26 protein-coding genes and 1 tRNA gene are annotated in these 20,663 nt (G+C 64.8%); 13 read left to right on the forward strand and 14 right to left on the reverse strand.

Annotated elements, in window-relative coordinates:
• Positions 1-468: 468 nt before the first annotated feature.
• Positions 469-768 carry a phosphoribosyl-ATP diphosphatase gene (hisE, locus tag EOHIBHHM_RS04740; RefSeq protein ID WP_497255110.1) on the forward strand — a complete coding sequence of 100 codons (300 nt, stop codon included), beginning with the start codon at positions 469-471 and terminating at the stop codon, positions 766-768.
• A 76-nt stretch (positions 769-844) separates the two neighbouring features.
• Entirely contained in the window at positions 845-994 is a 150-nt protein-coding gene (locus EOHIBHHM_RS04745) for a 50S ribosomal protein L40e (RefSeq protein ID WP_089822200.1), read from the forward strand.
• Between the two features lie 6 nt (positions 995-1,000).
• On the opposite strand, the gene EOHIBHHM_RS04750 is transcribed toward EOHIBHHM_RS04745, so the two are convergent.
• Both EOHIBHHM_RS04750 and EOHIBHHM_RS04755 read right to left on the reverse strand, forming a co-directional pair.
• Positions 1,001-1,393: a DUF7475 family protein gene (locus EOHIBHHM_RS04750; protein WP_497255112.1), complete on the reverse strand. Its 393-nt coding sequence runs from the start codon at positions 1,391-1,393 to the stop codon at positions 1,001-1,003.
• Positions 1,394-1,442: 49 nt separating this feature from the next.
• On the reverse strand, positions 1,443-2,069 hold the full coding sequence (locus tag EOHIBHHM_RS04755; RefSeq protein ID WP_497255114.1) for an MBL fold metallo-hydrolase: 627 nt from the start codon (positions 2,067-2,069) through the stop codon (positions 1,443-1,445).
• Positions 2,070-2,187: 118 nt separating this feature from the next.
• Here EOHIBHHM_RS04755 and EOHIBHHM_RS04760 point away from each other — a divergent pair, with 118 nt between their 5' ends.
• Genes EOHIBHHM_RS04760 through EOHIBHHM_RS04770 form a run of 3 tightly spaced genes read left to right on the forward strand, consistent with a single transcriptional unit; the run spans position 2,188 to position 3,570 of the window.
• The gene (locus EOHIBHHM_RS04760; RefSeq protein WP_497255116.1) at positions 2,188-2,373 is read left to right on the forward strand and encodes a DUF5786 family protein; all 186 of its coding nucleotides are present in this window, start codon (positions 2,188-2,190) and stop codon (positions 2,371-2,373) included.
• On the forward strand, positions 2,374-2,949 hold the full coding sequence (locus tag EOHIBHHM_RS04765) for an endonuclease dU (protein WP_497255118.1): 576 nt from the start codon (positions 2,374-2,376) through the stop codon (positions 2,947-2,949).
• A gap of 24 nt (positions 2,950-2,973) precedes the next feature.
• The gene (locus EOHIBHHM_RS04770; protein WP_497255120.1) at positions 2,974-3,570 is read left to right on the forward strand and encodes a uracil-DNA glycosylase; all 597 of its coding nucleotides are present in this window, start codon (positions 2,974-2,976) and stop codon (positions 3,568-3,570) included.
• 41 nt (positions 3,571-3,611) lie between these two features.
• On the opposite strand, the gene phnE is transcribed toward EOHIBHHM_RS04770, so the two are convergent.
• The 3 genes from phnE to phnD form a co-directional block, all read right to left on the reverse strand.
• Complete coding sequence (gene phnE / locus EOHIBHHM_RS04775) at positions 3,612-4,577, reverse strand: phosphonate ABC transporter, permease protein PhnE (RefSeq protein ID WP_497255122.1); 966 nt, start codon at positions 4,575-4,577, stop codon at positions 3,612-3,614.
• Positions 4,567-5,364, reverse strand: coding sequence for a phosphonate ABC transporter ATP-binding protein (gene phnC / locus EOHIBHHM_RS04780; RefSeq protein WP_497255124.1), 798 nt, complete (start codon positions 5,362-5,364; stop codon positions 4,567-4,569). Before phnC ends, phnE begins: the two co-directional genes overlap by 11 nt.
• A gap of 87 nt (positions 5,365-5,451) precedes the next feature.
• Positions 5,452-6,495: a phosphate/phosphite/phosphonate ABC transporter substrate-binding protein gene (gene phnD, locus EOHIBHHM_RS04785; protein WP_497255126.1), complete on the reverse strand. Its 1,044-nt coding sequence runs from the start codon at positions 6,493-6,495 to the stop codon at positions 5,452-5,454.
• Between the two features lie 217 nt (positions 6,496-6,712).
• Between phnD and hisH the strand changes: the two genes are divergently transcribed.
• The 5 genes from hisH (at position 6,713) to EOHIBHHM_RS04810 (ending at position 10,582) form a co-directional block, all read left to right on the forward strand.
• A complete protein-coding gene (gene hisH / locus EOHIBHHM_RS04790) occupies positions 6,713-7,372 on the forward strand; it encodes an imidazole glycerol phosphate synthase subunit HisH (RefSeq protein ID WP_497255127.1) in 660 nt (219 codons plus the stop codon).
• Positions 7,373-7,605: 233 nt separating this feature from the next.
• Entirely contained in the window at positions 7,606-8,472 is an 867-nt protein-coding gene (locus tag EOHIBHHM_RS04795) for a winged helix-turn-helix domain-containing protein (RefSeq protein ID WP_497255129.1), read from the forward strand.
• Positions 8,473-8,612: 140 nt separating this feature from the next.
• A complete protein-coding gene (gene pheA, locus EOHIBHHM_RS04800) occupies positions 8,613-9,419 on the forward strand; it encodes a prephenate dehydratase (protein WP_497255131.1) in 807 nt (268 codons plus the stop codon).
• A 98-nt stretch (positions 9,420-9,517) separates the two neighbouring features.
• Positions 9,518-9,928, forward strand: a complete 411-nt coding sequence (locus EOHIBHHM_RS04805; protein WP_497255133.1) for an Hsp20/alpha crystallin family protein — start codon at positions 9,518-9,520, stop codon at positions 9,926-9,928.
• A gap of 177 nt (positions 9,929-10,105) precedes the next feature.
• Complete coding sequence (locus tag EOHIBHHM_RS04810) at positions 10,106-10,582, forward strand: Hsp20/alpha crystallin family protein (protein WP_497255135.1); 477 nt, start codon at positions 10,106-10,108, stop codon at positions 10,580-10,582.
• A 50-nt stretch (positions 10,583-10,632) separates the two neighbouring features.
• Here EOHIBHHM_RS04810 and EOHIBHHM_RS04815 read toward each other — a convergent pair whose 3' ends face one another.
• Entirely contained in the window at positions 10,633-11,091 is a 459-nt protein-coding gene (locus EOHIBHHM_RS04815) for a hypothetical protein (protein WP_497255137.1), read from the reverse strand.
• Between the two features lie 149 nt (positions 11,092-11,240).
• Between EOHIBHHM_RS04815 and leuS the strand changes: the two genes are divergently transcribed.
• Both leuS and EOHIBHHM_RS04825 read left to right on the forward strand, forming a co-directional pair.
• A complete protein-coding gene (leuS, locus tag EOHIBHHM_RS04820) occupies positions 11,241-14,180 on the forward strand; it encodes a leucine--tRNA ligase (protein ID WP_497255139.1) in 2,940 nt (979 codons plus the stop codon).
• An 81-nt stretch (positions 14,181-14,261) separates the two neighbouring features.
• Complete coding sequence (locus tag EOHIBHHM_RS04825; RefSeq protein WP_497255141.1) at positions 14,262-14,492, forward strand: DUF7535 family protein; 231 nt, start codon at positions 14,262-14,264, stop codon at positions 14,490-14,492.
• Between the two features lie 24 nt (positions 14,493-14,516).
• Here the strand turns inward: EOHIBHHM_RS04825 and EOHIBHHM_RS04830 are convergent, their stop codons facing one another.
• Positions 14,517-15,509 (reverse strand): ornithine cyclodeaminase family protein, encoded by a 993-nt coding sequence (locus tag EOHIBHHM_RS04830; RefSeq protein WP_497255143.1) that lies wholly within the window; start codon positions 15,507-15,509, stop codon positions 14,517-14,519.
• A 159-nt stretch (positions 15,510-15,668) separates the two neighbouring features.
• On the opposite strand from EOHIBHHM_RS04830, the gene EOHIBHHM_RS04835 reads away from it, so the two are divergent.
• A complete protein-coding gene (locus tag EOHIBHHM_RS04835) occupies positions 15,669-16,487 on the forward strand; it encodes a cupredoxin domain-containing protein (RefSeq protein WP_497255145.1) in 819 nt (272 codons plus the stop codon).
• Positions 16,488-16,677: 190 nt separating this feature from the next.
• Here the strand turns inward: EOHIBHHM_RS04835 and thsB are convergent, their stop codons facing one another.
• From thsB to EOHIBHHM_RS04870, 7 genes are all read right to left on the reverse strand, one after another.
• On the reverse strand, positions 16,678-18,315 hold the full coding sequence (gene thsB, locus EOHIBHHM_RS04840) for a thermosome subunit beta (RefSeq protein ID WP_497256912.1): 1,638 nt from the start codon (positions 18,313-18,315) through the stop codon (positions 16,678-16,680).
• A gap of 327 nt (positions 18,316-18,642) precedes the next feature.
• The gene (locus EOHIBHHM_RS04845) at positions 18,643-18,789 is read right to left on the reverse strand and encodes a hypothetical protein (RefSeq protein WP_497255147.1); all 147 of its coding nucleotides are present in this window, start codon (positions 18,787-18,789) and stop codon (positions 18,643-18,645) included.
• A 65-nt stretch (positions 18,790-18,854) separates the two neighbouring features.
• Entirely contained in the window at positions 18,855-19,247 is a 393-nt protein-coding gene (locus EOHIBHHM_RS04850; RefSeq protein ID WP_497255149.1) for a DUF7383 domain-containing protein, read from the reverse strand.
• A 63-nt stretch (positions 19,248-19,310) separates the two neighbouring features.
• Complete coding sequence (locus EOHIBHHM_RS04855; protein WP_497255151.1) at positions 19,311-19,493, reverse strand: hypothetical protein; 183 nt, start codon at positions 19,491-19,493, stop codon at positions 19,311-19,313.
• 334 nt (positions 19,494-19,827) lie between these two features.
• Positions 19,828-19,908 (reverse strand) — tRNA-Ser (locus EOHIBHHM_RS04860).
• A gap of 29 nt (positions 19,909-19,937) precedes the next feature.
• Positions 19,938-20,144, reverse strand: coding sequence for a DUF7981 family protein (locus EOHIBHHM_RS04865; RefSeq protein ID WP_497255153.1), 207 nt, complete (start codon positions 20,142-20,144; stop codon positions 19,938-19,940).
• Positions 20,145-20,150: 6 nt separating this feature from the next.
• Entirely contained in the window at positions 20,151-20,531 is a 381-nt protein-coding gene (locus EOHIBHHM_RS04870; protein ID WP_497255155.1) for a Rid family detoxifying hydrolase, read from the reverse strand.
• Positions 20,532-20,663: the final 132 nt, after the last annotated feature.

The following is a 20,663-nucleotide window of genomic DNA, read 5'->3' on the forward strand; positions in this document are numbered from 1 at the left end:
GAGTGAACGTGGCCGACCATCGACAGATCGCACCGCTGTCTCCTTCGTATCGACTCTGCTATCACTGCACTCACACTAACTTATAGTGTCATAGTGCGCAGAGTGCCTACCCATGGGAGATTCCATGGGTCGACCCGGAATGTCGAAGCTCAGGCGCAGGCCCACTCACGGTGGGCCTATCCTGAGTTCGCCGTCGGTGTCCGTCTCTGTGCCGTCCACCTCTGCAGTACCCTGCACGAGATCGGAAGGTCAGAGACGGCCTCACACCGTCAGCAACGCTGCAGGTGTGGTCTCTCTTTGCCGGGGCGCACTTTCTCTTCAGTACTGGCTGCGGGAGGGCTCACCGAGCGTCGGCCTCCACCCTGCGCTAAACGCACAGGAACCTTCTCCGTGAACTCCCGTACTCCCGACGAGACCGGACCGAGACGGAAACACACGCTTTTCACGTCGCGGGTGTCCACAACGAGTATGAGCGACGAGGACATCCTCGACGAACTGTTCGAACTCATCGAGGAGCGCAAGGCTGAGTTGCCGGAGGGGTCGTACACGACGTCGCTTTTCACCCACGAGAAAGGCGAGAACGCCGTCTTGGAGAAGCTCGGCGAGGAGACGACGGAGCTCATCCTGGCGGCGAAAGACGACGACACGGCCGAGATGAGAGCCGAGGGTGCGGACCTCGTCTACCACTTCCTCGTCCTGCTGTCGATGAAAGACGTGACGCTCGACGACCTGCGCGCCGAACTCGACGAGCGGTTCGGCGGCCACTGACGGCGACGAGAGCGGCGGTTCGCACACGGGGTCGTCTCGCAAGCATTATACAACCGGGCCGGCAAGAGGACGCTATATGCCCAGTTTCGACGCCGCCGTCAAGCGAACCCTGGAGAAACAGATCTGCATGCGCTGTAACGCACGCAACCCGCAGAAGGCCACGCAGTGCCGGAAGTGCGGTTACAAACACCTTCGCCCGAAGTCGAAGGAACGCCGTACCGCGTAAGCGCACTCAGTTCTCCGCGCTCTCCGCGCGATACACCGCCACCAACACGCCGACGAGCGCCAGCTGGACGACTTTGTCGAACAGCCCGACCGGCGAGACGACGTCCGGCCAGTTGAACGCGAAGTACGCGAAGAACTGCAGCAGCGTGAACGGGATGCCGACGGCCACGACCTGCCGTCGCCGGACGCCGAACAGGAAGAGCGCGACCCCGCCGAAGAAGCCGAGTCCGGCGAGGACGAAACTGACCGCCAGCGGCGAGGGGAGGAAGCCGACGCCGAGGACGAGGTGGATCACGCCGGTGACGACCGCCAGGGCGACGCCGAGATAGTGGAGGCGCGTCAGCGAGGCGGTGTCGAGGCCGACGTCGTCGGTCGTCGACGGGGAGGTGTCTGTTGCCATACCACACGGTTCGTGTCGAGGGAGAATAACGTCTGTGGGAGGCCGGCGGCTACTCCTCGGGGTACTTCGGCTGTCGTTCCTCGGCGCGGGCGAGCGCGCGTTCGACGACGTCGCGGACGCTGTCGCCGGCGGAGTCGGCGGTGAAGGCGTCGCCGTGGCCGGCGTACAGCGTCGTCACGGAGTCGGGGAGATGGTCGAGCAGGTCGCGGAGACTCTGGATGAGTCGTTCGCGCGACTGGCCGGGGAGGTCGGTGCGGCCGAAACTGCCGTCGTCGTACGCGCCGTCGTTGTAGACGACGACGTCGCCGCTGAACAGCACCGTCTCGCCGACGAGCGAGACGTGGTCGGCGGCGTGGCCGGGCGTGTAGACGACCTCGAACGTCTCGTCGCCCATCGCGACCGTGTCGTCCGCTTCGAGCGCGTGTGTCCGGTGGGGGTGTTCGGCGTAGGCGTAGACGTCCGCGTCGAAGCGGTCGAGCACCGCCTCGAGTTGGTCGACGTGGTCCGAGTGCTGGTGGGTGAGCACGATCGCGTCGAGGTGGTCGACGTGGTCGGCCACGACGTCGGCGACGCCGGGCATCGACCCGACGTCGACGAGCACCGTCCGTTCGCCCGTGAGCAGGTACGCGTTGCAGGTGAACTGCTCGGCGTCGGCGGTGACGTTGAAAACTTCCATACCGGTGAGTCGTCGTCGGGACTGAAAAACGGACGGGGAAGCGGCCGATTCCCCGGTAACAGACAGAAATCTGATACTCCGCCGGATTTTTTACCCGGAAACAGTAACGATAGCATGTATGGGATTTGGGAGCTACGACGAGTCAGAGCAGGAGAACCAGGAGTACGACGCTGATCTCGACGAAAACGACGGGGTAACGTCCCGCGAGAACGACCACCAAGGCAGCATGGAGTTCGAGAACGGTGCGTCGAACGACGAACTGCTCAACCGGTTGCAGGACATCAAATCGGACGGAGAGAGCTAGGTGAAGCGAGGCACCAGAGCGCTCGGTGTCGCCGCCTCGGACGGCGACACCCGAAGTACCCTGTGCGGCGCGCTCGTCCGCGCCGACCGCGTCGTCGACGGCTGTGCCTTTCGGGAGTGTACCGTCGGCGGCACCGACTCGACCGACGCCGTCGCTCGACTTTTTTCCACGCTCGGCCGCGAAGACGTCCAGTACCTCCTGCTGTCGGGGATCGCCCCCGCGTGGTTCAACCTCTACGACCTCCACGCCGTCCACGAGGCGACCGACAGACCCGTCCTCTCGGTGTCGTTCGAGGCCAGCGAGGGGCTGACGTCGGCGCTCCGCGAGCAGTTCGAAGGCGAGGCGTTGGACCGACGGCTGGCCGTCTACGAGTCGCTCCCCTCGCGCCAGCGCGTCGCAGTCGACGACGAGACCGTGTTCGTCCGCGCCGTCGGCGTCGCCGACGCCGAGGCTCGCGACGTCGTCCGGGCGTTCACGCCCGAGGGCGGCCGCCCCGAACCGCTCCGGGTCGCGCGTCTCCTCGCACGCGCCGGACGGGAGTTCGTCGAAGCGGACGACCGAAGCCCGGTCAGTTAAGCCGTTGCCGACCCCGGGTGGCGTATGGAGAACATGGAAGGGCTCTGCGTCGTCGACTGCGAGCGCTGTCCCGAACTCGTCGAGTCGCGGAGTCAGATCGTCAACGGGGGCGGCCCCGAAGACGCCGACCTGCTCTTCGTCGGCGAGGGCCCCGGTGCCAACGAGGACGAACAGGGCGAACCGTTCGTCGGTCGGTCGGGCACGGTGCTCGACGACGCGCTCCGCGACGTCGGCCTCGCTCGCGCCGACGTGCGCATCACCAACTGCGTCCGCTGTCGACCGCCCGAGAACCGCGATCCGACGAAAGAGGAGTTGTCGAACTGTCGCGGCTACCTCGAACACGAGATCGAACTGGTCGACCCCGAGGTGATCGTGACGCTCGGGAAGGTCCCCAGCGAACATCTGCTCGATCGGTCGGTGGCGGTGACGAAGGAGGCGGGCGACGTCGTCGACGCACGCCTCGGCGACGCCTCGAGACGGGTGCTCGTCTGTGTCCATCCGGCGGCGACGCTGTACGACCGGAGTCAGGAGGAGACGTTCACAGAGACGATCCGACAGGCTGCCGAGTTGGCGGGCACGGGCGACGGGTCGAGCGGCCAGTCGCGACTCGGCGACTACTGACCGGTGCGTCGAACGGGAGTCGAAACGGAGTCGAGCGGGTGTTATCGCCAGATCGACTCGGCCATCCGCTGTGGGAAGGAGGCGACGAGGCCGATGAGGCTCCGACCCTCGTCGTTGCCGCGGATGTACGACCGGACGCGCTGGCTGAACACCTCGACGGAGATGACCAAGAGGAAGATGACGAGGATGGTCGCCATCATGTTGGTGTACCTGAACAGGCCGCGCTGGGTCTGGAGCACTTGACCGAGCCCACCGCCACCGATGAGTCCCATGGTGACGGCGATGCGGACGTTGATCTCGAGGATGTAGAACGTCCACGCGATGAAGGGCGTGAACACCTGGCTGAGCATCCCGAAGACGACTTTCTGCGGGCCGTTCGCCCCGGTGCTCTCGATGGCCTCGATGGGGCCGTCCTCGACCTCCTCGAGCGCGTCGGTGAACAGCCGACCGAGGTTCCCCATCGTGTCCGTCCCGATGGCGAGCGTCGCCGTGAACGGCGAGACGCCGCCGAGCGGGATGTAGATGAGCGCCCACACGAGCGCCGGGATGGCGCGGATGACGCTCATCGTCCCGCGGAAGAGGAAGTTGAACGGGTACGGGGTCACGCGCTCGGAACCGAGGACGCCGAGCAGCAGGGCACCGGGGACGCCGAGGACGGTGCCGGCGAACCCCATCGCGAACGTGACGAACACCGCGCCGAGAACGGGGGTGCCGTTCTCGAACGCCAGGAGGAGGTTCCGGTCCCGGATGAACGACCAGTACGCGCCGAGGTCGACGAAGGGGAGGAAGCCGAACAGTTCGCCCGGCGGGAAGAACTCGCCGAGTGCGGCGGTGAAGTCCGGCCAGTACTCCACGATCTCGCCGACCGAGAAGCCGACCTCCGAGAGCGCACTCTGGAAGAAGAAGACGAAGACGGCCACCAGCACCAGCGAGAAGACGAGTCGGACTCGCTTGTGGAACTGGATGGCCGAGAGTCGCTGCTGGAGACGGTCGGCGTCAGTACTCATGTGCTCGTGCACCACTCTGCGTCGTTCGGTCGTTCGTCCCGCTCGTCCGCTCCTCGCGGATCGCTTCGGTCTCGATGTCGCCGTAGATCTCGTCGATGACGTCGACGGTGAACTCCTCGCGGTAGCCGTCGAAGACGAGTTCCCCGTCTTTCATCCCGAGGAAGCGTTCGCCGAACTCGCGGGCGATGTTCACCTGGTGGAGACTCGCGACCGTCGAGAGGTCGCGTTCCGAGGCTGCCTGCCGGATGTAGCGCATCACCGTCTCTGCGCTCGCGGGGTCGAGACTCGCGACGGGCTCGTCGGCGAGGAGGAGATTCGGGTTCTGGACCAGCGCACGGGCGATACCGACGCGCTGTTGCTGGCCGCCGCTCATGTTGCCCGCTCGCTGGGTGGCCTGGTCGAGGAGGCCGACCGTCTCGAGCGCGCGGAGCGCCTCGCGTTTGTCGTCCTCGGAGTACCGCCCGAACAGGCTCTGCAGGAACGAGGTGCGGCCGAGCGCCCCCGTCAGCGCGTTGCTGTAGGCGCTCATCTGTTCGAGGATGTAGTGTCGTTGGAAGATCATCGCGACGTCGGTGCGCGGCCCTTCCACCGGTTCGTCGTCGATGGTGATCGAGCCGGACGTGGGCGTCGTGATCCCGTTGAGACAGCGGAGCAGCGTCGACTTGCCTGCCCCCGACTCCCCCAAGAGAACCACGAACTCGCCGTCTGGGATGGTAAACGAGACGTCCCGTAGCGCCTGGACGTCCCCGTAGGACTTGCTGAGGTTCGTTACTTCTATCGTGCTCATGTGTCGTGGTCACCGGCACGCTGCGTGCCGAATCGCTGGTGGTCGGTCGTCCGGTTCGTCTGCGAAGACGGTGCGGGTCACGCGGAGCTACTGCCCGAGCGTCACGCCGAGTTCGTCGAGCACGTTCTGGACGGGCTGGTAGTCCTCGGCGGAGCCTTCGGCGACGCCCGTGAACCAGAGCTGCTGGTCGTCGTTTAGCTCCTCGTTGACAAGGTCGTCCTCCGAGACGTTCAGCAGGGCCGACTCGACGTCGCCGTAGACGTCCTGGTCCATGTCCGTGCGGGCGAGGATCGGTGCGCGGGGGATCGGATCCGACGTCGCCAGCAGGTCGAGTTGCGGCTCCTCGGTGCCGAGGTCGCCGTCGTTCTCCGCCGACACGTCGAGAAACTCCTGGGGGAACTGCTCCTTCGGAACGTGTGGGGCCGTCGAGAACGCACCCGTGCCCGCCGCCATCACGTCGGGACGGTTGATCGTCGTCTCGCGGGCGGTCGCGTGGTCCGACCACTGGCCGGTGAAGTCCTCGGGCGTCCCGTCGGGTGCACCGCCCGTGTCGAGGCCGGCCTGACTGAGCATGTACAGCGGGAACAGCGACCCGCTCGTCGAGAGGCGGTCGGCGAAGGCGACCGTCTCGCCCTGGAGGTCCTCGAGCGACTCGACGTCGCTGTCGGCGGGCGTCGTGACGAGCGAGAAGTACCGCGAGGCACCGTACGCGATACGGATACCGACGACCTGCGTCACGTCCTCGTTGGCACCCTGGATGGCGATGGCGGGGGCGGCGTCGGCGACGTCCGCCCGTCCGCTCTTCAGTGCCTGCAGCACGGCGGCGTAGTCGGCCGCGACGGTCGACTCGACCGAGACGTTCGCCTCCGATTCGAGGTAGCTGAAGAGCGGCTTGTACTGCTCTTCGATGTCGACGTCGGACTCGGCGGGTGTCAGTGCGAACGTGAGCGTCTGGGCTCCGTCGCTGCTGCCCGCCGTCGCCCCCTCCGACGTCGACGACGGCGACCCCGACCCGTTCTCCGCCCCGTCGGAACCGTCGCCGTTCGAGTCACCGGTACACCCACTCAGCCCCGTCAGACCGGCGGCACCAACCGCACCGGCCCTCTTGAGAAAGTTTCGTCGGTTTGCCATCGGGTTGTCAAGGGCTTCGATAGCGGAGAGTTAAGGATTCCTATTTTTTCTATTGAACGAACAGTAAGAGTGAGAGGTACTAGAGAATGAATCAACACCGGTGAAAAGTGGACGATCACCGACGGAAGTCGCCGGCGGCGTGGGGAGACGGCGTCCCGTGGAGACGGCGTTCGCCCGAACGGAAACTGACTTGCGTCGCCCGCGTGTAGCATCGGATATGAGTACGACCCACCCTCAGGAGGAGGCACTGGCCGACGTCGTCGTGGTGGACTACGGGCTCGGCAACCTCCGGAGCGCCACGCGCGGTCTGGAACGGGCTGGCGCGAACGTGACGATTTCGGACGATCCAGACAGCATCGACGAGGCCGACGGTATCGTCCTCCCCGGCGTCGGCGCGTTCGGCGACGGGATGGAGAACGCCGGGCCGTTCCGCGAGGCGCTCGTCGAGGCGGCCGACGACGGCGTCCCCCTGCTGGGGATCTGTCTCGGCATGCAGATGCTCCTCACGTCCTCCGAAGAGGCCGACCGCGCCGGCCAGGGTGACGTCGAAGGACTCGACCTCATCCCCGGCACGAACGTCCGGTTCAAGGAGGGCCAGAAGGTGCCGCACATGGGTTGGAACGAACTCGACGTTCAGCGCGACCACCCGCTCGTGGCGGGGGTCGACGGCGAGTACGCCTACTTCGTCCACTCCTACTACGCCAAACCCGACGACGAAGACGCCGTCCTCGCGACGACCGACTACGGCGTCGACTTCCCCGCGATGTTGGCGAACGAGGAGGGCAACGTGATGGGGACGCAGTTCCACCCCGAGAAGAGCGGCGAGACGGGACTGCGGATCCTTCGGAACTTCGTCGAATACTGCGCTGAGCGGTAGTCCCGGAGACCGAGGATCGGTGCTCGGTTACTGTAGCTAAACACGGAGTTTGGCGGTTCTTCAAAGTACCATCTACTGCCACGGCTACTCGGCAAACCCCTCGGGTTCCCGGCGAACCTCTGCGACGCAAGCACTGGAGCGAGTGAAACGAGCGAAGCGCACAGCGAGCAGTTTTGTCAGAATCTGGTACCTCAGGCGACACAAATATAGTTTGGTACAACTCGTAGGCATATGTGTCAAAGAAGAATAGAGTGACTGTCGAACGCCAGTCTCCAGAGGCGGCGTTCGAGCTACTGTCGAACGACCTTCGAGTGCGCATACTCCAAGCTCTCAGCAAGGCAGGTGAACCCATAGCGTTCTCACGACTCCGCAAGGCCGTCGACGAATGCGACTCTGGGAAGTTCAACTATCATTTGGGGAAGCTCGTCGGACATCTTGTCGTTCACGATGACGACGGCTATCGGCTCTCTCTTGCGGGCCGGAAAGTGTACGGTGCAATCATCTCGGGCGCGTACACGACTGAGGCCGAGATAGAACCCTTCGAGTTTGAGGGGTCCTGTCCGATGTGTGGTGTAGAGCATCTCGTCGCTGGGTTCGCTGACGAGCGTGCGAAGATGTACTGTGACGACTGCGAGATGTGGCGCAACGAGTTCTCGTTCCCACCAGCAACCCTCGAGCAATTTACACGTGAAGAACTGCCACGCGCGTTCGATCGCTGGATGCGGGCCACGGTCTCGAAAGTCGTGTATGGTTTCTGCTCGAACTGTGGGGGACGCGTTGATGGGAAACTAATCGACGACCTGGAACACCCGATGCCCGTGCGGGCACGCTACGACTGCGAACGATGTGGAGACACCGTCCAGACCTCTCCCGCCCTCCCGCTCATGTTTCAGGTCGAAGCAATCGAGTATTTCGCCGACCACGGCGTCGATGTGGTCAACGACCCCAGCTGGCAGCACTCCACAGGGAAAGATGACATCAGCACGGAACTGGTGAGTGACGAGCCGGCTCGAGCTCGAATTCGATTCTCCCTCAGCAACGAGACTCTCGTAGCAATCGTGGACTCGAACGTCAAAGTCGAGTCGATCACTATCGAGTGAGCGATGCGGTTGCGACACTCGCACTCTCTTCAGCACGGTTTCTATAAACATCCGCACAGCACATGTCAACAGACCTATTTCTCTCACTATCCTCCTGACCCGACGCCCTTTTGCCCGTAACCGAAAAACTGCCACCTATAATGAAAGCCGTCACGCTCGGTCCCGCGGGCACGTACTCCCACCGCGCCGCTCGCGCCGTCGCAGACGAGGTAGAGTTCCGCGAGTCGGTCACCGCAATCGTCGACGCCGTCGCCGACGGCGAGTACGAACGCGGCGTCGTCCCCATCGAGAACAGCATCGAGGGAAGCGTCACCGAGACGCTCGACGCGCTCTCGAACCGGGAGATCGCCGTCACCGAGGAGATCGTCACCCCCATCCGCCACGCGCTGCTCGCCCAGAGCGGCAACTTCGACACCGTCGCCAGCCACTCGCAGGCGCTCGCGCAGTGTCGCACCTATCTCGAAGACCAGTATCCCCACGTCTCGCTGGAGGCCGTCGCCAGCACCGCCCGCGGCGTCGAGCGCGCCCGCAACGACCCGACGGTGGCGGGTATCGGCCACCCCGACAACGCGGGTGAGGACCTCGAAATCGTCGCCGAGGACATTCAGGACCGCAAGTCGAACGCGACGCGCTTCTTCGTCGTCGCGCCGCCGAGCGAACGCTCCGACGCGGGCGGGAAGTCGTCGGTCGTCGTCTACCCCAACGCCAACTACCCCGGACTGCTGCTCGAACTGCTCGAAGCGTTCGCCGAGCGAGACATCAACCTCTCGCGCATCGAGTCGCGCCCCAGTGGCGACCGCCTCGGCGACTACCTCTTCCACGTCGACTTCGAGGCCGGCCTGTACGAGGAGCGCGCCCAGGAGGCGCTCGCCGACGTCGAGGAGATCGCCCGCAAGGGGTGGGTCCGCCGCCTCGGCTCCTACGACACGCGACACGTCCTGTACTGAGACGAGCCGTCGAGAGGGATCACGGGGACCGTCGACCGTTCCTGTCGCCCCCGCGGCAACAATGTTGAAGTGATAAACGGACCGACAGTACAGGTACGATGCCGAACCGTTCCAACCCGTTCAAAGACATCGAGGAGTTGTTCGACCGGATGGGTCGCGGCCTCGAACCGAGCGGCCTCGCTCACGACGTCGCCGTCGACGTCTCCGAGACCGACGACGAGGTCGTCGTCAACGCCGACCTCCCCGGCTACGAGAAGTCCGACATCGACGTCACCGTCGACGACAATCGACTCACCATCCGCGCGCAGCGAGACCGGACGACCGAGGGGACGGACGCGCGCTACCACCGTCGAGAGCGGACCCACCGAGAGGTCCGTCGGAGCCTCTCGCTCCCGGCCGACATCGACGAGTCGGCGTCGAGCGCGTCGTACCACAACGGCGTGTTGACGATCGTCCTCCCGAAGCGGGAGACGACCGAAGACGACGGGTTCGACATCGACGTCCAGTGACTCCGTCGGAGAAGCCACGCGCCGACTCCCAGAGCGATACACCTCTCCTGGTGCGACACACCGCCCCCCGTGAACGCCGGTGGACGACGCCGAGAGCGTCTGTAGCGTGCGATTAGGTAGCTCTGGTCCGACAAACGTTAAGCTCTCGAACGGCGTATCTGGATGCCGGAGACATTCATGATGCGACGTACCAACCCATTCGACTTCAGTGACTTCGAGAGCATGTTCGAACGCATGAGCCGCCAGTTCGACGAGATGAACCGCCAACTCGGCTCGTGGGAGGGCGGCGTCGACCAGATAGTCGCCCACCGCGGGATGGCCGTCGACGTCACCGAACGCGACGACGACATCGTCGTCGTCGCCGACCTGCCCGGGTTCGAGAAGGAAGATATCGACCTGAAGATCGCCGGCCAGGTGCTGACGGTCGTCGCCGACCACGAGATGGAGTCGGCGTCCGAATCCGGTGAGGAAGAACAGGAACAGTTCATCCGCCGCGAGCGACGCAGCCAGTCCGTCCGACGGAGCATCCGCCTCCCCGTCGAGGTCGACGAGGAGGGCGCGAACGCGACCTACCGGAACGGCGTACTGACGGTCACGCTCCCGAAGATCCAGATCGACGAGGACGACGACTCACACCACATCGACGTCGAGTAAGTCGTCGGGTGGTCGAATCGACTTCAGAACCCCGTTTTTCTATCGTCCACTCACCACGTCAGCGACGCCGCTGCCTCGTCGAGCGTCCGTTCCCAGTCGGTCGGGAGGTCCCCGCCTCGTTTCGGTGGGTCGAGCGGAAGCGTGACCCCCTCGTAGTCGACGTGGTCGAACGCCGCGGCGACGCGTTCACCCACGAACTCGGCGTTCTCGCGCTTCGAGGAGACACCACCCGAAGCGAGGTCGTAGTAGGTCGTAAAGAGCTGTCGAACGTGAACCCGATCGGCGTCGAGCGTCTCGCTCGCGAGATGGCGGAACAGCTTCGCGGTGTTGTCGGCGGGGTCGGCCCGCCGCCACTCCAACTCGACGAGCACCAGTTCTCGGTCTCGTTCACCTGCGACGTCGACGGGGGTGCTACCGACCCGGTACTCCGTCGTCCACGAGAACTGTGACCGACAGTCGGCGAGCGTCTCTCGAAGGCGTCGTTGCACGCGGGTCGCAGCAGTCACCACGAGCTGGAGCTCGGCGAGGACGCCCCTGAACGTTTCCCTCAACGGTCGCCGTGAGGCTCGCGTCGCGTGTGGCTCCGTCCCACATTCGATCGGACAGCGAGCACGTCAGGTATAGGAGTATTTTAGGGTCTGACCCGACACACACGACTATGGACTACGACCCGCAGGAACTCGAACAGCGCTGGCGAGAGCGCTGGGCCGAGAGCGGTCGGTACGAGGCCGACCCCGTGGACACGCCCGCCGACGGCGCCGAGGCCGCCGACGGTGAGGAGGAGGAACCCACCTTCATCACCGTCCCGTACCCGTATCCGAGCGGCGGGATGCACATCGGCCACGCCCGCACGTATACCGTCCCCGACGTCTACGCCCGCTACCGGCGTCAGCAGGGCGACAACGTGCTGTTTCCCATCGCCTGGCACGTCACCGGCACGCCCATCATCGGCGCGGTCGAGCGCCTGAAGAAGCGCGAGGAGAAGCAGCTGTCGGTCCTCCGAGACACCTACAACGTCCCCGAAGACACTCTCTCGGAGTTGGAGACCCCGATGGGGTTCGCCAACCACTTCATCGAGGAACACTACAAGAAGGGGATGAAGTCGCTGGGGCTGTCGGTCGACTGGCGACGCGAGTTCAACACGAACGACGAGCGCTACTCGAAGTTCATCACCTGGCAGTACGAGACGCTGCGCGACCACGGCCGACTGGAGAAGGGTCTCCACCCCGTCAAGTACTGCACCGACGAGGAACAACCGGTCACCACCCACGACCTGCTGGAGGGCGAGGAGGCCGAGTTCCAGGAGTACACGCTGGTTCGGTTCGGGTGGAACCGCGAGGGCGAGTCAAGCGATCACTCGCGCAGTGACGAACCGCGCGAGGTGATAGTCCCCATGGCCACCCTCCGCCCCGAGACGGTGTACGGGGTCACGAACGCCTACATCGACCCCGAGGCCGACTACGCCGTCGCCGACGTCGACGGCGAACGCTGGTTCGTCTCCACGCAGGCAGCCGAGAAGCTGCGTCTGCAGGCCCACGAGGTCGAGGTGCTCGAGAAGTACGAGGGGAGCGAACTCGTCGGTCAGCGCGTCACGAACCCCGTCACGGGCGACGAGGTGCTCGTCCTGCCCGCCGACTTCGTCGACGCCGACAACGCGACGGGCGTCGTCATGTCCGTCCCCGCCCACTCGCCGGACGACTACGTCGCGCTGCAGGAGGCGAAGGCCGACACCGACTATCTGGAGTCGTTCGGCATCGACCCCGCCGACGTCGCCGACATCGAACCCGTTCCGATTCTGGACATCGAGGACGACGAGGAGGACTGGGGCGAAATCCCCGCACAGCACGCCGTCGAGTCCAACGGCATCGAGTCGTCCGACGATCCGGCGCTGAAGAAGGCAACCAAGGACCTCTACAACAAGGAGTTCCACGCCGGTCACCTGAAGGAGATGTACGGCGAGTACGCCGGCGAACTCGTCAAGGACGCTCGCGACAAGTTCAAGGAGGACAACGCCGACTCCGGCGCGTTCGATCTGATGCAGGAGTTCTCCGAGGAGGTCGTCTGTCGCTGTGGCGGCGACGTCGTCGTCGCCGAACAGGACACGTGGTTCCTGACCTACAACGACGAGGACTGGAAGCGGATGGCCCACGAGGTCGTCGACGGGATGGACGCCATCCCGGAGAACACCCGCGGCGAGTACGACCACACCATCGACTGGCTGAACGAGTGGCCCTGCATCCGAAACTACGGACTGGGGACGCGCCTGCCGTGGGACGAGGACTTCGTCATCGAACCGCTGTCCGACTCGACGATCTACATGGCGTACTACACCATCGCTCACCGCCTGCAGGACGTCCCCGTCGAGGACTTAGACCGCGAGTTCTTCGACGCGCTGTTCCAGGGCGCGGACGCCGTCGAGGACCCCGACGAGCGCGCGCTGCAACTGCGCGAGGAGTGGGACTACTGGTATCCGGTCGACTACCGGTTCTCCGCCAACGACCTCATCAGTAACCACCTGACGTTCTACCTGTTCCACCACGCCGACCTGTTCGACCAGCCGAACTGGCCGCAGGGGATCGTCGTCATGGGGATGGGCTTGCTCGAGGGCGAGAAGATGTCCTCCTCGAAGGGTCACGTGGTCCTGCCGGGCGAGGCGATCGAGAAGTACGGCGCCGACACCGCTCGGTTCTTCCTGCTCAACTCCGCCGAACCGTGGCAAGACTTCGACTGGCGTGCCGACCAGGTCGAGAGCGTCCGCGACCAACTCGACCGCTTCTGGAACCGGGCGCAGGATCTCATCGAGGGCGACGAGGGCGACGAAGACGAACTGCAGCACGTCGACCGTTGGCTGCTGTCGAAGCTACAGGACACCGTCCGTACCGTCACCGAGTCGATGGAGAACTCCGAGACGCGGTCGGCCAGTCAGGCCGCCTTCTACGGCTTCGAGGAGCAGCTCCGCTGGTACCGTCGCCGTGCGGACCTCGACCGGCCCGGTGCACGGTGGACGCTCCGGCACGTACTGGAGACCCGCCTACGCCTGCTCGCACCGTTCGTCCCGTTCCTGACGAACGAGCTCCACGAGCAGTTGACGGGGACGCCCGCCGAGGACGCCCCGTGGCCGGCGGTCGACCCCGAGTACGAGAGCACCGTCGTCGAAGTCGAGGAGCGACAGGTCGAGCGGCTAACCGAGGACGTCCACGACATCATCGACGTCACCGAGACCGACCCCGAGACGATCCGGGTGTACGTCGCCGCCGACTGGAAGAACCTCGTGTTCGACACCGTCGCCGACGTCGGCACGAACGTCGGCCAGGTGATGAGCCAGGTGATGCAACACGAGAGCCTCCGTGAGCGCGGCAACGAGGTGAACCAACTCGTCCAGGACCTCGTCGACGTCGTCCGCGGGCTGGACGACGAGGCAATCGAGGCGATGCGCGAGATGGACGAGGCGGCCGTCTACGAGGACGCGACCGGCTTCCTCCGTCGCGAGTTCGACGCCGACGTCGAGATCTACGTCGAGGGGAGCGAGGACGTCTACGACCCCGCCGACCGCGCCGAGAAGGCGACGCCGTTCCGCCCGGCCGTCCACCTCGAGTAGTCGACGAGACAACCGGAGACGATCCGGCCCGTTGTTGTTGTCTGACCAACTCTTATCCGCGCTGCAGTGCTACGAACGGCTATGAGCAGTGAACCAGACGAATCAGAGGGTGTGCTGAAGAAGACGTACCGAACCGTCACCCCGGGGTACCGAAGTCGACCGGACGCCGAGATGAACGTCATCGGACTGACGTACTTCCTGATACTCGTCGTCCTCCTCGTGCCACTCCTGCCGTTCATCGTCCTCGTGTGGGCGATCAGCAAGTTCCTCGAGTTCCTCGCCGCACAGACGGGGAGTGGTGAAGAAGAGTGAAACCGTAACGGACGAGAAGCGGTCTTACTCGGCGAGACCGAGCAGGTCGAACTCGTAGCCGTTGTCGTTCTCGTCGGCGTGTTCGTAGGCGACGTGGGCGGCGGCGACGTCCTGAATCGCGAGTCCGGTGGAGTCGAAGACGGTGATACCGTCTTCGGCCGTACGACCCTCCTTCTCACCGACGACGATCTCGCCGATGGCGCCGTAGATGTCCGAGTCGGAGAGCACGCCCTCGTGGTACGGGACGTTGATCTCGCCCGAGTGCGTCGTCTGGTCGAAGTCGTCGATGACGAGCTTGGCGTCCAGGAGCACGTCGTCGCCGAGTTCGTGTTTCCCTTCGGCGTCGGCACCCATCGCGTTGATGTGCGTGTGGTCGCCGACCGCATCTCGGGGAACGATGGGGTCCTCGACGGGCGTCACCGTCGAGAGGACGTCACAGCCGGCGGCCTCCTCGATGGAGCCGGCGCGGACGTCGAAGTCGTCCTCGAAGGTGTCGATGAAGTCGGCGACGCGCTCCTCCGAGAGGTCCGAGACGACGACCTCTTCGATGTCGCGGATCTCCGAGATGGCGCGCAGTTGCGTGTACGACTGGACGCCGGCGCCGATGATACCCATGCTGGAGGCGTCTGCGACGGCGAGGTGGTCGGTGGCGACGGCGGCGGCCGCACCCGTCCGCAACATCGTCAGTTCGGTGCCGTCCATCACGGCGAGCGGGAAGGCGTTCTCGGGGTCCGAGTAGATCATCGTCCCCATCACGGTGGGGAGGTCGAACTTCTCGCCGTTGTCGGGGTGGACGTTGACCCACTTGATGCCGGCGGCGTCCCAGTCGCCCGCGTCCAGATAGGCGGGCATCGAGCGAAAGTCGCCGTTGTACTGCGGCAGGTCGATGTAGGACTTCGGCGGCATCTGTGCGTCACCCGTCTCGTAGGCGGCGAAGGCGTCTTCGACGGCCGGGATGAGTTCGCTCATCCGGCAGTTGGCGTGGACGTCGTCGCTGTTGAGGAGCAGCGTCTGCATGCGGGCAAATATTGCGGGGCCGTATTTAGTTCATGCTAAACGCCGAGGGAACGTGTCTCTCCGATCACCACTAACGGAAGGTTACACTACGGAAACAGAGCGTTAGCCGGGGTATACTAAATACGACGTGCGTCTCGTCTGTGAAACGGTGTCACACCGATGAACGATTCAGAGACGGAGAGAGGCAGCATCGACGCCGCGCGGCGGAACGTCCTCCGGGCGCTGGGAGCCGGGACCGCACTCGCGGCGACGAGCGGCGTCGCGAGCGCGAGTGTGGGGAGTCGACTGTACGACGCCGACGACGAGACGTCCGCGGCCGACGTCCACCCGCAGTACGGCTTCCCAGCCGCCTCGAGCGACGTTGAACCGCCCCTCGAACCGGACCACGAGATCAGCGTGATCATCCGTCCACGCGAGGGCGCACCGCTCCCGGAGTTCTTCTTCGAACCGACGGGCCTCTACGTCGAACCGGGCGACACGGTGAAGTGGAGCTTCGTCACCGGCCACCACACCGTCTCGGCGTACCACCCCGGATTCGGCTTCCGACGGCGCGTTCCGAAGGGCGTGCCGCCGTTCTCGTCACCGATGATGCCACAGGGCGGCTACTGGCTCTACACCTTCGAGAAAGAGGGCGTCTACGACTACCACTGCGGTCCTCACGAGATCTTCGGCCACGTCGGCCGCATCGTCTGTGGGTCGCCGAAGCGGTTCGAGCCGTTGCCCGACCTCTGTGCGGGCAGGCCGTCGAGCGAAGGCGACAGTGGTGACCACGGCGACAGCGGCGACGGGGAGAGCGGCGAGGGCGGCGCACCCGAACTCCGTACCCCCGAGTTCACGGCGTACACCGTCCTCACCGACGACGCTCTCTCACCCAGATGTATCGTCCGCGAGGGGAGACGGCCCTGGGAGGACCTCGACCCGGAGAGCAAGCGACTGTTCGTGCGCATCGAGGGGTTCCCACCCTGCGGCGAGGAGTAGTCCCGGCGACTCCGGGTTTTTCGGTGTTTCGATGTGTCGAGTCCGGCAGCTACGCGGTCGAAAATACGAGAAGGTCGTTCGTCGAGCGGTGCGGTGGTCGGTTGGGGGAGTGAAGGGTCTACGCCGAACTTCACGTCGCGCTGGCTGCGGAAACCTCAGCCGCGCGTGGGAAAGAGACGTTCGCCTCTTTTCACATCGCGCCGCCCATACCGCCCATGCCGCCCATGCCACCCATGCCGCCGGGTGCGCCGCCCTCGTCGTCACCGTCGCCCTTGGTGGAGAGATCACCAGCGGCGATGATGTCGTCGATCTTGAGGACGAGGTTCGCAGCCTCGGTGGCCGAGGAGATGGCCTGCTCTTTGGAGTGGGCCGGTTCGACGACACCTGCGTCGAAGGTGTCGACGACCTCGCCCGTGAAGACGTTCAGACCGGCGCGGACGTTGCCTTCCTCGTGGGCTGCGCGGAGGTCGACGAGCGTGTCGATGGAGTCGAGACCGGCGTTCTCCGCGAGGACGCGCGGGACGAGTTCGAGCGCGTCGGCGAACGCCTCGACGGCGAGCTGCTCGCGACCGGAGACGGAGTCAGCGTAGTCGCGGAGTCGCGAGGCGAGTTCGACCTCGATGGCACCGCCACCGGCGACGACGCGGCCGTCGGAGACGGTCGTGGAGACGACGTCCAGGGCGTCCTGGATGCCGCGCTCGAGTTCGTCGACGACGTGGTCGGTGGAGCCGCGGAGGAGGATGGTGACGCCGTGGGCGTCGTCGCCCTCGACGTAGAACAGCTCGTCCTCGTCGTCACGGCTGACCGAGCCGTGACCGAGGTCGGCCTCCTCGAGACTGTCGAGGTCGGAGACGATGGAGCCGCCGACGACGTTCTTGAGGAACTTGATGTCGGACTTCTTCACGCGGCGGACGGCGAGGATGCCTTCCTTCGCGAGGTAGTGCTGTGCGAGGTCGTCGATGCCTTTCTGACAGAAGACGACGTCGGCACCGGAGTCGACGATCTGCTGGACCTTCTGTTTCAGCTGCTTCTCCTCCTGGTCGAGGAACTGCTGGAGCTGGTCCGGGCTGTCGATGGAGACGTTCGTGTCCGCGGAGGCCTCCTCGACCTCGATCGCCTCGTTGAGCAGGAGGACGTCCGCGTCCTCCGCCTCGGTGGGCATGTTGTCGTGGACCGGGTCCTTGTCGATGACCGCACCCGTCAGCAGCTCGGACTCGGAGGCCGAGCGGCCGGTCTGGGTCTCGAGCTTGACGTTCTCGAGGTCGACGACGTGCGAACCGTCGTTCGCCTCGACGGTGACCTGCCGGACGGCGTCGACGACGAGCTGGGCGAGCACGTCCTTGTTGAGCTCGGTGCCCTTCCCCGTCATGGAGGTCTCGGCGACCTTCTTCAGCAGCTCCTCGTCGTCGGGGTCGACGGACTCGGCGACGTTGCCGATCTCCTCGCGGGCCTTCTCGCTGGCGAGGTGGAAGCCCTTGATGACCGCCGTCGGGTGGATGTCCTGTTCGAGGAGGTCCTCGGCGTTCTTGAGGAGTTCACCGGCGATTGCGACGGCGGTCGTCGTCCCGTCACCTGCTTCGTCCTCCTGCGTCTCGGCGACCTCGATGATCATCTCGGCCGTCGGGTTGTCGATGTCCATCTCCTTGAGGATGGTGACGCCGTCGTTCGTGATGGTGACGTCGCCCATCGAGTCGACGAGCATCTTGTCCATCCCTTTCGGGCCGAGTGTGGAACGTACTGCCTCGGCGACCGCACGGGCAGCACGAATGTTGTACTCCTGCGCGTCACGGTCCTTGACGCGCTGGGAATCCTCTCCGAGAATGATCATCGGCTGACCCTGTTGCATTCGCTGACTCATGGTTCATCGCCTGATTGTTTGTGATTCTATATAAGGGCTTCGGTTCGGTCCGAACGCGTGTCGTCTGTCGTCACGCGTCCGCGTCCGATAAACCACCAGACTGCTCGACGCTCGTGCGGCGATCGTGTGTCTCGTTACCACGCTCCGACCCGTTGCTCGATCTCCGATCTCGGGGTGTTTTAAATAGGACTCGACTGCTCCGAGCGCGTCGTCGACGTGTGGCGAGTGAGGACGCATCGCAGTCGCTCGTCGGCGTCGGAGCGGAGAGAAGCGACGGACGACGGTCGGGAGGGGAGGTTATCGTGTTCGGGCGAGTTCGACCGCGTTGTCCGCGCGGATCCACGCGAACTCGTCTCTCGTGTCGTAGATCTCGACGAAGCCGTCGTCGGAGACGAGCGCTTCGTACCGTCCACGGAGTTCGGCGTCGTAAGTTTCGTCCACCATGTGACCTGCCTAGAGAGCAGAGCGTCGGAGAGATACCCGTTTCGAATCCGGTGATTCGGTGTCGCTCACTCGTCGACCCGCTCTTTCCAGTGGACCGTCACCGTCCCGACGGCGAACGCGTCGTCGGTGGTAGTGTCGCGACAGAACTTGATGGTGTTCGTCCCCTCGTGAAGCGACGCACCGGAGAGCGTGTCGACCCAGTACTGCCAGCCCTCGTTCGGCGGGATGTCGAACCCACCGAGCGACTCCCCGTTGACGAGGATCTCGTGACCGTACTCGGCGACGTCGAACGCCTGCAGACCGACGTAGGCGTCGATGGGGTCGTCGGTCGTGACGGTGAACTCGAACTCCTCGGTCGCGTCGCCGGCAGTCGTCGCCCAGTCGAGGTCGAGACCGCCGTCGTCGGGCGCAAGCTGTGCGCCGATGTAGACGGTGGCGTAGTTCGCACGGGTGTGCACGCTCGCGGCTACTCGGTGGGGTGATAAAAACGCGACGCCCGAGGCGGCGATAGGGCCGCGACGTCAGTCGGTCAGCTCCTCCACTTCCGAGGGGTCCGCGAGGAACTCCGAGTCGACCTCCTCTTCGGCCCCCTGCGGTGGTTCCTCTTGCCCCTCTGCCCGCAGTTCACGTCGAGTGAGTTCGGCTTCGAGTTGCGCTTCCTTGTTGAGCCCCTTCTTCTCTCGACCACTCTTCGTGTCAGGCATTGTCATGCAAGGAAAAGCCGTGGAGCTTGATGAATGTTTTTATAATTAAAATATCAGGTCTGTGGGACAGATGAAAGCCAGTCTTTCAGTGGAGTTGCACCGAGAACGAGCGGTTCAGTTCCCTGCGAGGGGTGACGCCGAACTCGGCAGTTGCTCGGCGACGAGGCGTCCTCGTCGACGTGTGAGTTCGGCAGAAAGACGCCAGGACAGGGATTTGAACCACGGTCGCTCCTTTCAGTCGCTCCCTGATTCAAACCCCTCTCGTTGGCGACACAGTCGCCCACGTCGTCGGCGAGCACACGAGGTGCTCGCCGGGAAGTGTGCGACAGAAAGACGCCAGGACAGGGATTTGAACCCTGGATCCCAGAGGGAACACGCTTTCCAGGCGTGCGCTTTACCACTCAGCCATCCTGGCTCGTATCCCAACGTACCGTGGTGGGAAGTTTAAGTCCTTCCTTTCTGCGCGACGCGATACTCGGTGACGTAGGCCACTCCGGCGACGACGACGCCGAGGACGACGGCGACGCCGAGACGTGCCAGAAACGACAGCGGCAGTCGACCGCCGACGAGGACGTACCCCTGCGTGAGCGCGAGGAAGGCGAACGCTCCCACCGCACCCCAGAGGACGCTCGACTTGAGGCGTGGCCGCACGTGCGACTACTCCAGCGAGGCGATGGCCTCGATCTCGACACCGACGCCCTTCGGGAGGTTCGCCACCTCGAAGGCGCTGCGGGCCGGCGGCTCGTCGTCGAAGTACGTCTCGTACGTCTCGTTCATCGCCTCGAACTCGTCGATGTCGTCGAGCAGCACCGTCACCTTCAGCACGTCTTCGGCGTCGGCCCCCTCCTCGGCGAGGATGGCCAACACGTTGTCCAGCGACTGCTCGGTCTGCGTGGCGATGTCGGCGTCGTCGAGGAGGTCGCCGTCGGGCGTGAGTGGGATCTGCCCCGCGGTGAACAGGAGGTCGCCGTCGGTCGTCGCCTGACTGTACGCGCCCACCGCTGCGGGGGCGTCGTCGGTGCTGATGATTCGCTTCATATCCGAGGCGTCGACCGGACGGGCCTTAAAACGTCGAGTCACGTCGGCATAGATTGATACAGGCGCCGATCGATCCTCGTGTTAGCATGTCAACGCAGACCGACGTCGACGCACCGGTCCCCGACGACGACG

Source organism: Halogranum roseipondis, assembly GCF_059695585.1.

Bases quoted from the DNA above. Each gene is read 5' to 3' on its own strand.
- hisE (WP_497255110.1), top strand. From the start codon at position 469: ATGAGCGACGAGGACATCCTCGACGAACTGTTCGAACTCATCGAGGAG.
- phnC (WP_497255124.1), bottom strand. From the start codon at position 5,364: ATGAGCACGATAGAAGTAACGAACCTCAGCAAGTCCTACGGGGACGTC.
- EOHIBHHM_RS04825 (WP_497255141.1), top strand. From the start codon at position 14,262: ATGAGCAGTGAACCAGACGAATCAGAGGGTGTGCTGAAGAAGACGTAC.
- EOHIBHHM_RS04760 (WP_497255116.1), top strand. From the start codon at position 2,188: ATGGGATTTGGGAGCTACGACGAGTCAGAGCAGGAGAACCAGGAGTAC.
- EOHIBHHM_RS04835 (WP_497255145.1), top strand. From the start codon at position 15,669: ATGAACGATTCAGAGACGGAGAGAGGCAGCATCGACGCCGCGCGGCGG.
- EOHIBHHM_RS04745 (WP_089822200.1), top strand. From the start codon at position 845: ATGCCCAGTTTCGACGCCGCCGTCAAGCGAACCCTGGAGAAACAGATC.
- EOHIBHHM_RS04770 (WP_497255120.1), top strand. From the start codon at position 2,974: ATGGAGAACATGGAAGGGCTCTGCGTCGTCGACTGCGAGCGCTGTCCC.
- leuS (WP_497255139.1), top strand. From the start codon at position 11,241: ATGGACTACGACCCGCAGGAACTCGAACAGCGCTGGCGAGAGCGCTGG.
- thsB (WP_497256912.1), bottom strand. From the start codon at position 18,315: ATGATCATTCTCGGAGAGGATTCCCAGCGCGTCAAGGACCGTGACGCG.
- EOHIBHHM_RS04830 (WP_497255143.1), bottom strand. From the start codon at position 15,509: ATGCAGACGCTGCTCCTCAACAGCGACGACGTCCACGCCAACTGCCGG.
- hisH (WP_497255127.1), top strand. From the start codon at position 6,713: ATGAGTACGACCCACCCTCAGGAGGAGGCACTGGCCGACGTCGTCGTG.
- pheA (WP_497255131.1), top strand. From the start codon at position 8,613: ATGAAAGCCGTCACGCTCGGTCCCGCGGGCACGTACTCCCACCGCGCC.
- EOHIBHHM_RS04805 (WP_497255133.1), top strand. From the start codon at position 9,518: ATGCCGAACCGTTCCAACCCGTTCAAAGACATCGAGGAGTTGTTCGAC.
- phnD (WP_497255126.1), bottom strand. From the start codon at position 6,495: ATGGCAAACCGACGAAACTTTCTCAAGAGGGCCGGTGCGGTTGGTGCC.
- EOHIBHHM_RS04755 (WP_497255114.1), bottom strand. From the start codon at position 2,069: ATGGAAGTTTTCAACGTCACCGCCGACGCCGAGCAGTTCACCTGCAAC.
- EOHIBHHM_RS04750 (WP_497255112.1), bottom strand. From the start codon at position 1,393: ATGGCAACAGACACCTCCCCGTCGACGACCGACGACGTCGGCCTCGAC.
- EOHIBHHM_RS04855 (WP_497255151.1), bottom strand. From the start codon at position 19,493: ATGCCTGACACGAAGAGTGGTCGAGAGAAGAAGGGGCTCAACAAGGAA.
- EOHIBHHM_RS04870 (WP_497255155.1), bottom strand. From the start codon at position 20,531: ATGAAGCGAATCATCAGCACCGACGACGCCCCCGCAGCGGTGGGCGCG.
- EOHIBHHM_RS04845 (WP_497255147.1), bottom strand. From the start codon at position 18,789: ATGGTGGACGAAACTTACGACGCCGAACTCCGTGGACGGTACGAAGCG.
- phnE (WP_497255122.1), bottom strand. From the start codon at position 4,577: ATGAGTACTGACGCCGACCGTCTCCAGCAGCGACTCTCGGCCATCCAG.
- EOHIBHHM_RS04810 (WP_497255135.1), top strand. From the start codon at position 10,106: ATGATGCGACGTACCAACCCATTCGACTTCAGTGACTTCGAGAGCATG.